General features: G+C 61.8%; 10 protein-coding genes. 3 read left to right on the top strand and 7 right to left on the bottom strand.

What is annotated here, in order from left to right; genetic code table 11:
* Positions 1-123: 123 nt before the first annotated feature.
* The 7 genes from VFL62_RS02295 to VFL62_RS02265 all read right to left on the bottom strand — a co-directional run bounded on the left by VFL62_RS02295 (position 124) and on the right by VFL62_RS02265 (position 8,615).
* The gene (locus tag VFL62_RS02295; RefSeq protein ID WP_325170762.1) at positions 124-1,356 is read right to left on the bottom strand and encodes a phenylacetate--CoA ligase family protein; all 1,233 of its coding nucleotides are present in this window, start codon (positions 1,354-1,356) and stop codon (positions 124-126) included.
* Positions 1,357-1,358: 2 nt separating this feature from the next.
* Positions 1,359-2,192, bottom strand: coding sequence for an ABC transporter ATP-binding protein (locus VFL62_RS02290; RefSeq protein ID WP_325170761.1), 834 nt, complete (start codon positions 2,190-2,192; stop codon positions 1,359-1,361).
* A gap of 150 nt (positions 2,193-2,342) precedes the next feature.
* Positions 2,343-3,626, bottom strand: a complete 1,284-nt coding sequence (locus tag VFL62_RS02285; protein WP_325170760.1) for an ABC transporter substrate-binding protein — start codon at positions 3,624-3,626, stop codon at positions 2,343-2,345.
* Between the two features lie 56 nt (positions 3,627-3,682).
* Positions 3,683-4,756 carry a branched-chain amino acid ABC transporter permease gene (locus tag VFL62_RS02280; RefSeq protein ID WP_325170759.1) on the bottom strand — a complete coding sequence of 358 codons (1,074 nt, stop codon included), beginning with the start codon at positions 4,754-4,756 and terminating at the stop codon, positions 3,683-3,685.
* A gap of 134 nt (positions 4,757-4,890) precedes the next feature.
* The gene (locus VFL62_RS02275; protein WP_325170758.1) at positions 4,891-5,784 is read right to left on the bottom strand and encodes a branched-chain amino acid ABC transporter permease; all 894 of its coding nucleotides are present in this window, start codon (positions 5,782-5,784) and stop codon (positions 4,891-4,893) included.
* Between the two features lie 75 nt (positions 5,785-5,859).
* Positions 5,860-7,791 carry a long-chain fatty acid--CoA ligase gene (locus VFL62_RS02270; protein ID WP_325170757.1) on the bottom strand — a complete coding sequence of 644 codons (1,932 nt, stop codon included), beginning with the start codon at positions 7,789-7,791 and terminating at the stop codon, positions 5,860-5,862.
* Positions 7,788-8,615 (bottom strand): ABC transporter ATP-binding protein, encoded by an 828-nt coding sequence (locus VFL62_RS02265; RefSeq protein WP_325170756.1) that lies wholly within the window; start codon positions 8,613-8,615, stop codon positions 7,788-7,790. The genes VFL62_RS02270 and VFL62_RS02265 overlap by 4 nt, the downstream gene beginning before the upstream one ends.
* A 465-nt stretch (positions 8,616-9,080) precedes the next feature.
* Here VFL62_RS02265 and VFL62_RS02260 point away from each other — a divergent pair, with 465 nt between their 5' ends.
* The 3 genes from VFL62_RS02260 to fcl all read left to right on the top strand — a co-directional run bounded on the left by VFL62_RS02260 (position 9,081) and on the right by fcl (position 11,876).
* Positions 9,081-9,755 (top strand): Crp/Fnr family transcriptional regulator, encoded by a 675-nt coding sequence (locus VFL62_RS02260; protein WP_325170755.1) that lies wholly within the window; start codon positions 9,081-9,083, stop codon positions 9,753-9,755.
* A gap of 104 nt (positions 9,756-9,859) precedes the next feature.
* Positions 9,860-10,945 (top strand): GDP-mannose 4,6-dehydratase, encoded by a 1,086-nt coding sequence (gene gmd, locus VFL62_RS02255; protein ID WP_325170754.1) that lies wholly within the window; start codon positions 9,860-9,862, stop codon positions 10,943-10,945.
* The gene (fcl, locus tag VFL62_RS02250) at positions 10,926-11,876 is read left to right on the top strand and encodes a GDP-L-fucose synthase (protein ID WP_325170753.1); all 951 of its coding nucleotides are present in this window, start codon (positions 10,926-10,928) and stop codon (positions 11,874-11,876) included. The genes gmd and fcl overlap by 20 nt, the downstream gene beginning before the upstream one ends.
* Positions 11,877-11,940 lie beyond the last annotated feature (64 nt).

Raw genomic sequence — 11,940 nt, 5'->3', positions numbered from 1 at the left:
GAAATTTATCAGTGAATTCAGTTGGATATAGAAATGGTCGCCCGCGGTCGCTTAGGAAAAACAAAATAACAGGGGTAACAGGGGGTCGCTTTGGTAGTGCACAGGGACCGGGTGACAGCAAACTCAGGTCGGGCCCCGCTCATCCGCAATCACCTTGCCGTCGTTTGGCAGGCTTGCCGGCGATACCAGCTCGACGCTGCCGCCGAGCTTTGTCACCGCGCGCAGCGTCGAGGCGACGGCCTCGCGCAGCGTCTCGGCAGGTGAGGCGCATTCGCACCTCAACGTCATCGCATCCTGCTCATTGTCGCGCGTGACGACGAGGCGCAGCCGTCCGAGTTCGCTGTGACGCTTGCCGATCTCGGCGATCTGTTCGGGGCGAACGAACATGCCCTTCACTTTTGTCGTCTGGTCGGCGCGGCCCATCCATCCCTTGATGCGTAGGTTGCTGCGCCCGCACGGGCTTTGACCGGGCAGCGCGGCAGTGAGATCGCCGATCGCGAGCCTGATCCAGGGATGATCGCCATCAAGCGTGGTGACAACGATCTCCCCGACATCGCCGGCCGCGACGGGATCGCCGGTACCCGGCCGGACAATCTCGAAAATGATATCCTCGTTCACGACCATGCCGTCGCGCGCGGTGGTTTCATAGGCGATCAGGCCGAGATCGGCGGTACCGAAAGCCTGATAGGCCTCGATGCCGTGCGATTTGATCTCCTTTTGCAGTGACGGCGGAAACGCCGCGCCCGATACGATCGCGCGCTTGATCGAGGAGATGTCGCGGTCGCCTGCGGTGGCTGCATCGATCAGAATCTTCAAGAAGTCCGGCGTCCCGCAATAGCCGACCGGATGATAGGCTTCGATCAGTTCGAGCTGCGCCTCGGTGTTGCCGGGGCCGGCGGGAATGACGGCGCAGCCGAGCGCGCGCGCAGCCGTATCGAAGATGAAGCCGCCTGGCGTCAAATGGTAGCTGAAGGTGTTCAACACGACGTCGCCCGGCCGCAAGCCGGCGGCATGGAGCGCGCGGGCGCCACGCCAGGGATCTGCCTGCGCGCCTTCCGCTTCGAAGATCGGTCCCGGCGAAGTATAGAGCCGCGCAAAGGCGCCTGACGGCTTGCCGACAAAGCCGCCGAAGGGCAAGGCGGCCTTGTGGAGCGCGGGCAAATCGGATTTGCGCAGCACCGGGAGCCCCGCCAGCGCGGTGCGGCTGGTGATCTGCGCCGGGTCGATGCCGCGCAACCGCTCGGCATAACCGGGGGCTTCGATCGCCTTGCGCAGGATCTCGGGAAGGCGCGAGAACAGATCGGCCTCGCGCGCCGATGGCGCGCGGATCTCGAGGACGTCGTAGTGGTCGGTCATGCTCACAGCCACCGCTTCCGCCGTTTGAAGCTTTTCAAATTCTTGAAGCTCTTGCGCTGATCGCCGGCGCCGCCGAGATAAAACTCCTTCACATCCTCATTGTCGCGCAACTCGTCGGCGGTGCCGTCGAGCACCACCTTGCCTTGCTCCATGATGTAGCCGTGGCTTGCGACCGAGAGCGCCGCGCGGGCGTTCTGCTCGACCAGCAGGATGGTTACGCCGAGGTCGCGGTTGATCGCCTGGATGATCGCGAAGACCTCCTTCACCAGAAGCGGCGACAGGCCCATTGACGGCTCATCCATCAGGATCATCTTCGGCCGCGCCATCAGGGCGCGCCCGATTGCGAGCATCTGCTGTTCGCCGCCGGATAGATAGCCGGCAAGTCCGGTGCGCTCTTTCAGGCGCGGAAAATAATTGAACACCATGTCGATATCGGCGGCGACCTCGCCGTCGCTGCGGGTGAAAGCGCCGAGCCGCAAGTTCTCCAGCGAGGTCATGTCGGCGACGATGCGGCGGCCTTCCATCACCTGAAAGATGCCGCGGCGGACGATCTTTTCGGGATCGATGCCATCGATGCGTTCGCCATTGAACAGGATCTCGCCGCGGGTCACTTCGCCGTCTTCGGTCTTGAGCAGGCCAGAGATCGCTTTCAGCGTCGTCGACTTGCCGGCGCCGTTGGCGCCGAGCAGCGCCACGATCGATCCCTGTGGGACGTCGAGGCTCAGCCCGCGCAGCACCAGGATCACGTCGTCATAGACCACCTCGATGTTGCGCACGGCGAGGAGGGGGGAGGTGGCGGGAGTCGTGTCAGTCGCTGTGGCAAGAGAGGATTGCACTGGCAATACCTTGTTCGGATTTTGGTCACCTCCCCCTGAAAGGGGGAGGTCGGCGAGCCCGCTTTATGGGCGGGACGGGAGGGGGTCGTATCGTCGTTTGGGAGTGACCCCCACCGCAGCCCTCCCCCTTGCCGGGGGAGGGAGAAGAGATCACCACCCAAACCAATCGGCCTTGCGCGGCAGCTCGACGGTCTTGACCTTCTCGAGCTTGATCGTGCCCTTGGCCATCACGTCGTTGATGTCACCGTCGGTCGCGCCGGAAATCCTGGCGCGGTAGAGGTCGACCTTCATCGTGCCGCGATGGTCCTTGTCGGTCCAGGTCGAGGGATTGCAGACGCCATCCATGCCCGACGGCACCCAGTCCTTCTTCTGATAGAAGCCCTTGGCGACGTTCTCGCCGGTGGTGCCGCCGTTCTTCGCGGCCCAGTCGAGCGCTTCCTTCATGTACATCGCCGAGCACACCGCCGCGATGTAGTGCACCGGTCGATAGACCTTGCCGGTCGGATCGCTCATCTTCGAGATTTCCATCACGGTCTTCATGCCCGGCGCATTGCCGCCCCACGCAACCGATGTGCGCAAGGGGAAGACGATGCCGTCAGCAGCGTCGCCGGCGGTCTTGGCGCCATTCTCGTCCATGCCCCAGACGTTGCCGAGAAACTGGACGTCGACGCCGGCGGTCTTGCAGGCCTTCATCACCGAGATATTGGAGGCCGCGGTGTTGCCAAGATAGGCGTAGTTGGCGCCGGCGCTCTTCAGGCTCAGGCACTGCGCGCTGTAGTCGCCGGGTGAAAGCGCAAACACCAGCGGCGGCAGCACTTCGAAGCCGAGTTCGGTCGCAAGCGCTTCGCCGGCGGCCTTCGGCGCATTGGGGTAGGGGTGGTTCGCGCCCATATGGACGAACTTCGGCTTGCCCGCTTTGCCCTTGGCTTTCCAGTCCTCCGCCGCCCACATCAGCATCGCGCGCAGCGCGTCCGAATAGGTCGGGCCGTAAAAGAAGTTGTAGGGCGCCGCCTTGGCCTTGCCGCTGGTGCCTTCGGGGTCGGTCAGTGCCGCCGCGTAGGATCCGGACATATCCGGTATCTTGTCCTGCGCAACAAAACCGGTCAGCGCCTCGGTGTCGGCGGTGCCCCAGCCCATGATCGCCGCGACCTTGCCGTCCGGCGCCGACCATTTCTTGTAGAGCGCGATCGCGCGCGGCACCTGATAGCCGTAATCGTTGCTGTCGACATTGAGCTGCTTGCCACCGACGCCGCCATTCTTGTTGATCCAGGCGAAGGTGTCCTTGACGCCCTGTCCATAGGGCGTGCCGACGTCGGACGTGCCGCCCGAGAGGTCTTCGAGATGGCCGATCGCGATCTGCGCCTGTGCGCCGGATGCCGCGCCGCCGAGCATTACCGCGAGCGAGACGGTGCCGAATAATGATTTCAGGTTCATGGATTTTTCCTCCGGTGTTTCTCGTTAAGCGTCGTTCCAGTCTCCCTCCCGCACCGTCAGTGCGAGAACGGGTAAAGTTTCCAGTAGGTCTTGATCTGCCGCCAGCGGTGCGCGAGCCCGTCGGGTTCGAACATCAGAAATCCGATGATGATCAGTCCCACAGTGATTTCGCGCAGGAAGGTTATGTTGTTGTTGAGCGAGAGCGCCCGATCGATGCTTGATCCCTTCAGGTTGGTGCTGATCCACTCCATCGATTCCGGCAGCAGCACCACGAAGGCCGTGCCCATCAAGGTGCCCATGATCGAGCCGGTGCCGCCGATGATGATCATCGCCAGGAACAGGATCGAGCGTTCGATCCCGAAACCTTCCTGCGAAATCACGAGCTGGTAATGCGCGTAGAGCGCGCCGGCGATGCCGGCGAAGAACGCCGCAAGTCCGAAGGACAGCGTGCGGTATTTCGTCAGGTTGATGCCCATGATCTCGGCGGAGAGATAGTGGTCGCGGATCGCAACCAGCGCGCGGCCGTCGCGCGTGCGCATCAGGTTGGTGACGAGCAGAAAGCAGACCACGAGATAGGCCAGCACGACATAGAAATATTGCCGGTCGCCGCGCAGCGTGTAGCCGAATATCGAGAACGGATTGGCGCTCGCTGGCACCGAGCCGCCGGAGAACCATTCGGCGCGGGAGAAGAAGTCGAGCAGGATATATTGCGCCGCAAGGGTGGCGATGACGAGATAAAGGCCCTTCAGCCGCGCCGCCGGCACGCCGAAGATCAAGCCGACCAGTGCGGTGACGACGCCGGCGAGCGGAGTGGCGAAGAACACCGGAATGGGAAAATTATTGGATAGATAGGCCGAGGTGAAGGCGCCGAACAGGAAGAACGCCGCGTGGCCGATCGAGATCTGTCCGGTGAAGCCGACGAGGATGTTGAGCCCGAGCGCCGCAATCGCGAAGATGCCGATCTGGATCGAGATCGAGAGCCAGTAGGTCGAGAGCAGGTATGGCGCTAAGCAGGCCGCGATGATTCCGGCGATCGCAAAATTGCGGCTCGTCACGGTGGGAAAAATCGTGGTGTCCGCCGCATAGGAGGTGCGGAAGTCGCCGGAGGGAGTGAGCGAAGGGCTTGCCATCGGCCTCTACCTTCCAAGTCCGTCAATTTTAGCCATCGGCCCGCCCATTTTTATCTGGGCATGATCTCCGCGCAAACGCGCCACACGTTTGTCGCGAGCGAAAACCGGTTTCCACTTTTCGACGATCATGCCTACTACACTCGCTCGATGTCTTTGGTGCCGAACAGGCCGTAGGGCTTGATCATGAGAATGATGATCAGGGCATAGAACGGCGCGATCTCGTATAGATTGCCCCAGTGCAGATATTCACTGTCGACATATTGGGCGACGTTTTCCAGAAGCCCGATGATGACGCCGCCGAGCACAGCGCCGCCGATCGAATCCAGCCCGCCGAGGATCGCGGCCGGAAAGACCTTGATGCCGTAGGCGGAGAGGCCGAACGACAGGCCGTTGACGACGGCGACGACGACGCCGGCGACGGCCGATACGGTGGCCGAGATCGCCCAGGCCATCGCAAATACGTTCTTGACGGAAATGCCGAGCGATTGCGCCACCTGCTGGTTGAAGGCGGTCGCGCGCATCGCAAGTCCGTATTTGGAAGCACGGAAGAACCAGGCCATGCCGATCATCATGGCGAGCGAGACCGCAAGGCTCATGATGTAGACGCTCTGGATCTGCAGCCCGAACAGACTGACCGCGTCGCTGGTGAACACGCGCGGAAACGGCTGCGGATTGATGCCGAAGATCCATTTCAGCGACGCATCGAGCACGGTCGACAGGCCGATCGTCACCATGATCACGGAGATAATCGGCTCGCCGATCATCGGCCGCAGGATCACGACCTGGATCGCAATGCCGAACGCGAACATGAAGACCAGCGTCAGCGGCATGCCGATCCAGAACGGTACAGCGTATTTGGTGAGCAGCGCCCAGCAGACCCAGGCGCCGACCAGCAGCAGTTCGCCTTGCGCGAAGTTGACCACCTGCGTCGCCTTGTAGATCAGCACGAACGACATCGCGACCACGCCATAGAGCGTGCCGACCACGAGGCCGTTGACGACGAGCTGGATCAGGAATGCGGTGTTCATGGCTTTTGTGCTATTCTCCTTCGCCTTTCCCCGCTTGCGGGGCGAGGTGAAGGGCATCGGTGCGATGGGAGGGCTTCATTCCGCAGCCTCCGCAAGCGGTGCGTGGCTCGCCAGATCGATCACCTTCAATGTTGTGCGGATGCGCTGGGTGGTGCCGTCCTGGAAGCGGATCACGGTATCGACAGGAATGTCGCTTCGGCCGGCATAGATTGCCTCGATGATGTCGGCGTATTTGTCGTTGATCACGCCGCGACGGACCTTGCGCGTGCGCGTCAGCTCGCCGTCATCGGCATCGAGCTCCTTGTAGAGCAGCAGGAAGCGGGAGATGCGCTGTGCCGGCGGCAGCGTCGCATTGACGGTCTCGACCTCCTTTTGCAGGAGGTCGTAGACCTCCGGCCGTGCTGACAGGTCGGTATAGGTCGTGAACGCAATCCGGTTCTTTTCCGCCCATTTCGACACGATCGAGAAGCGGATGCACAGCATCGCCGCCAGGTGATCTCGCCCCGAGCCCAGCACCACGGCTTCGGCGATATAGGGCGAGAATTTCAGCTTGTTCTCGAGATATTGCGGCGAGAAGCGCTCGCCGCGCGATGTCTCCGCCAGGTCCTTGATGCGGTCGATGACGACGAGTTGCTTGTGGTCGTTGAAGTAACCGGCGTCGCCCGATTGCAGCCAACCGTCCCTGATTTCGGCGGCGGACGCTTGGGGATTCTTGTAGTAGCCGAGGAACATATTGGGATGGCGGATCACGATCTCGCCGACGCCATTGATGTCGGGATTGTCGATCCTGATTTCGATGCTGCCGGCCATGGCGACGCCCGTGGTGTCGGGATCGACGGCATCTTCGGGATGAAGCGTGTAGGCGCCGAGCGTCTCAGTCTGGCCGTACAGCGTGCGCAAGGGCACGCCCATGGCGCGGAAGAACCGGAACGTGTCCGGGCCGAGCGCGGCGCCGCCGGTCGCGGCCGAGCGCAGGCGGGTGAAGCCCATCCGGTCGCGCAACGCGCGGAACAGGAGAAGTTCGGCCACCACCGAGTGACGGTTCTTGGCCAGCGCGGCAAGGCCTGCCTTCATGCCGAGCTGGTAGAGCATCTGCTTCAGCGGAGAGGCATCCATCACCCGCGCGCGCACATCGGCAGCCATCGATTCCCAGACCCGCGGTGCGCACAGCACGAAGGTCGGTGCGATCTCGCGGAAATCATTCATCATGGTGTCGGGTTCTTCGACGAAGTTGACCTTCATCCGGCAGAGCAGCCCTTTGCCGAGCACGTAGACCTGCTCCATGATCCAGGGCAGCGGCAGCACCGAGACGTATTCATCTTCCGGCCCCTTCGGATCGAAGGCGAGATAGATGGCGCAATGGGCGAGCACGCGGCCCGCCGCGAGCATCGCCAGCTTGGGATGCGAGGTCGTGCCTGAGGTGGTGCAGAGGATCGCGACATCTTCGCCGCGGGTTGCGTCGACGAGAGAGTCGTAAAGTCCGGGCTCGCGGGCGGCGCGCTCGCGGCCGCGCGCGACGAGCTGCTCGGCGGACATCAGGCGCGGATCCGAGTATTTTCGCATTCCGCGCGGATCGGAATAGACGATGTGCTTCAGCGAGGGCGCGCGGTCGGCGAGGCCCAAGAGCTTGTCAACCTGCTCTTCGTCCTCGGCGAAGACGAGCTTTGCCTCGCCGTAATTGAGAAGATAGGCGGCTTCCTCATCCAGCACGTCGCGATAGAGCCCGAGGCTTAAGGCCCCAATCGCATGGGTTGCGATTTCAGCCGCGACCCAGTCGGGCCGGTTGTCGCCGATGATGCCGATGACGTCGCCGCGCTTGAGGCCAAGCTCGACCATGCCGAGCGTGAAGTCGCGCACGCGGGCGTGGTATGCTTCCCAAGTGAAGAGCTTCCAGAGGCCGAGGTCCTTTTCGCGCAGCGCGATGTCCTTGCCGAACTCACGCGCGTTCAACCGCAAGAGCTTGGGGTAGGTGTCGGCCTCGCGCACGCGGGCGGCGTAATCCATCATGCCGCCGTCTCCGTAGCAGCAGGAATGGGTGTTTCCTCGGGATCGACCAGCACCTCATCTTCTTCGCCGAGATAAGCGCGCTTGACGTGGGGATCGGCAAGCACCGCGGCCGGATCGCCTTCGGCGATCTTGCGGCCGAAATCCAGCACCATCACGCGATGGGAGATGTCCATCACCACGCCCATGTCGTGCTCGATCATCATCACCGTCATGCCGAATTCTTCGTTGAGGTCGACGATGTAGCGCGCCATGTCCTCCTTCTCTTCGAAGTTCATGCCGGCCATCGGCTCGTCGAGCAAAATGAGTTGCGGCTCCAACGCCATGGCGCGGGCGAGTTCGACGCGCTTGCGCAGGCCATAGGGCAGGGTGCCCGCGGTCGCCTTGCGCACCGACTGCAAATCGAGGAAGTCAATGATCTCCTCGACCTTGTGGCGATGTTCGAGTTCTTCTCGCCGCGCGCCGGTCAGCCAGTACAGCGATCCCGTGATGAAGTTGTTCTTCAACAGGTGATGCCGTCCGACCATGATGTTGTCGAGCACGCTCATGTGGTGGAACAGCGCCAGATTCTGGAAAGTACGTCCAATGCCGAGCCGTGGCCGCGCGTTCGGGTTGAGCGCCGTGATGTCCTGGCCGCGGTAGAACAATTGGCCTTCGGTTGGCCGGTAGCGGCCGGAAATGCAGTTGACGATCGAGGTCTTGCCGGCGCCGTTAGGACCGATAATCGAGAACAGCTCGCCGGCTCTGACGCCGAAACTGACGTCGGTCAGCGCGCGCACGCCGCCAAAGCGCAAAGAAACCCCGCGCACCTCCAACGTATGGTCCAATCGTCCCTCCCGGTCGCCTAGTGGTCCGATTCTAGCGTTCGCACCCCTTCTCAGCGGGTACCTTCGCGAATGCTAGAATCAAAGGACCACTAGCAATGACATGTTTCCACAGTGGAGTTTTGGATTTGGCGTTCGCACTGAGCGTCCGCGGCTAGGCGTTTTGCGAACGTCAAATCCACCCCACTGTTCTGGCGCTTTTCGCGCTCTTGGCTGGTTATCCCTGAAACTTCAACACGATCCTATATCGGCGCCGCCGGTGAGGCCATGCGACGAATGGCAATTCGCGCTGGCACATCGGATGCCATCCCATGGCGCCGCGCCCGGCGGTCGCAATAGGCACTCGGTCCCCTGCATAGGCTAAAGGCGGTGCCCGGACTGTCTTGCATTCGACAATTGGCCGGTAAAATGTCGTCGGGCTGCTGCGATGCAGCACGGGGACCATGAGTCAAGCCGGTCGGCGGAAAGATGATCACGGCGGATCACCTCAGGAGAATTGCGATCTGGTCGCGTGAGCTCACCGCGCGCGAGATCGAGGCCGCATGCGGCGGGATCACCGAGAAGTCGTACCGGCCGGGCGAGTCCATTTTCTTGCGCGGGGATCGGTTCGACTATTGGACCGGCGTGGTGTCGGGCCTGGTGCGGATGGGAACGGTGTCGCGTGGCGGCAAGGCGATGACCTTTACCGGCCTGACTGCGGGGGCCTGGTTCGGTGAGGGCACCATGCTGAAGAAGGAGGCACGCCGCTATGACATGGTGGCGCTGCGGGACACCCGCATTGCGCTGATGGATCAGGCTACCTTCTTCTGGCTCTACGAGAACAGCGTCGCCTTTAACCGTTTTCTTGTCGTTCAGCTTAACGAGCGGCTCGGTCAGTTCATCGGTCTCGTCGAATATGGCCGCACGCTCGACGTCACCGCGCGGCTGGCGCGTTCGATCGCCTCGCTGTTTAACCCTATCCTGTATCCCGACCTGAGCCGTCACCTCGAGATCACCCAGGAAGAAATCGGAGCGTTGTCAGGCATCTCGCGGCAGAACGCCAACCAGTGCCTGAATCGGCTGGAAAAGGAGGGCCTGCTCCGCCTCGAATATGGCGGCGTAACCATCCTCGACCTCGAAAGATTGCGGGGTTACGGGGAGTAACCGAATCCTACGATACCGTGACTATCGGCCTGATTTTCCACCCTGTTTTGCATTAGACTTGGCATAACACGGATGGTAATGGCTGCCGGTCCGCAGGAGGTCGAATGACGGTTCAAGATGCCAAGCATAAGGTCGCGCTGATCACGGGTGTGACGGGTCAGGATGGCACCTACCTTGCCGAATATCTCCTCGGCCTCGGCTACACGGTGCACGGCATCAAGCGCCGGTCGTCGTCTTTCAATACCGCCCGCGTCGATCACCTTTATGAGGATCCGCACACCGGAAACGTGCCGTTCTTGATGCATTACGGCGACATGACGGATTCGACCAACCTGATCCGCCTGGTGCAACAGATCCGGCCGACCGAAATCTACAATCTCGCCGCCCAGAGCCACGTCGCGGTCTCGTTCGAAAGCCCGGAATATACCGCCAACGCCGACGCGATCGGCGTGCTGCGCCTTTTGGAGGCGATCCGGATTCTCGGCATGGAAAAGGAAACGCGCTTCTACCAGGCCTCGACCTCGGAACTGTACGGCCTGGTGCAGGAAGTGCCGCAGAAGGAGACCACGCCGTTCTATCCGCGTTCGCCTTACGCGGCCGCCAAGCTCTACGGCTACTGGATCACGGTGAACTACCGCGAGGCCTACGGCATGTTTGCCGCCAACGGTATCCTGTTCAACCACGAGAGCCCGATCCGGGGCGAGACCTTCGTGACCCGCAAGATCACCCGCGCGGTCGCCCGCATCGAGACGGGTCTTGAGAAAACACTTTATCTCGGCAATCTCGACGCCAAGCGCGACTGGGGCCATGCGAAAGATTATGTCATAGGCATGCACAGGATCCTTCAGGCAGATACGCCAGACGATTTCGTGCTCGCCACCGGCGAGACCCGCTCGGTGCGCGAATTCGTCGAGCTGGCGTTCAAGGAGGTCGGCCGCTCGATCGAATGGCGCGGCAAGGGCGTCGAAGAAACCGGCATCGACCGGAAATCCGGCAACACCATCGTTCGCATCGATCCCCAGTATTTCCGTCCCACCGAAGTCGATCTTCTGATCGGCGATCCCAGCAAGGCGCAGAAAAAGCTCGGCTGGAAGGCGCAGACGAGCTTCGCCGATCTGGTCAAGCAGATGGTGGCGGGCGACCTCGACATTGCCCGGCGCGAGATAGCCAATGGCAAGAACGCCGTTTGATCTGAAGGGCAAGCGCGTCTTCGTTGCCGGCCATCGCGGCATGGTCGGCAGCGCGCTGGTGCGCCGGCTCGCTTCCGAAGGCGTCAATCTTCTCACCGTTCCGCGCAGCGAAGTCGATCTGCGCAATCAGGCCGCGGTGTTCGACTGGTTCGAGAAAAACCGCCCGCAGGCGGTGTTTTTTGCCGCAGCGAAGGTCGGCGGCATCGTCGCCAATAACACGCTGCGTGCCGAATTCATCTACGACAACCTGATCCAGGCCACCAACGTGATCCACGCCGCCCATCAGAGTGGCGCGGAGAAACTGATGTTTCTGGGCTCCTCCTGCATCTATCCGAAGCTTGCGGCCCAGCCGCTGCGCGAGGATTCGATGCTGACCGGTCCGCTCGAAAAGACCAACGAACCGTACGCAATTGCCAAGATCGCCGGCATCAAGATGGCGGAAGCCTATCGCAGTCAGTACGGCAGCGACTTCATCAGCGTGATGCCGACCAATCTCTACGGTCCCGGCGACAATTATCATCCCGAATACAGCCACGTTGTCGCGGCGCTGATCCGCCGCTTTCACGAAGCAAAGGTTGCCGGGGCTCCCGAGGTCGTGGTGTGGGGCACCGGAACGCCGCGGCGCGAATTTCTCTATGTCGACGATCTCGCGGACGCCTGCGTCCATCTGATGAAGATCTATTCGGGCGAAGAGCTCGTCAACATCGGAACCGGCGAGGACATCACCATTGCCGAATTCGCCCACGTGGTCGCGGACGCAGTCGGCTATACCGGCACGATCAGTTTCGATCCCTCCAAGCCCGACGGAACGCCGCGAAAATTGCTCGATGTTTCCAGGCTTGCCCAACTTGGCTGGCGGGCCAAGACGTCGCTGAAGGACGGGATCAGGCGCGCCTATCAGGCTTATCTCATTGAATCGAAGGGTGACTAATAATTCTGCCGCCTCATCACAGACTTTTTAGACACTCGCTAGCTTAGGATCGTAATAGCTGCCA

This window comes from Bradyrhizobium sp. (assembly GCF_035701725.1).
Lineage (GTDB): Bacteria > Pseudomonadota > Alphaproteobacteria > Rhizobiales > Xanthobacteraceae > Bradyrhizobium.
The sequence above is the reverse complement of the archived record's forward strand: the minus strand, read 5'-3'. Positions and strand labels throughout refer to the sequence as shown.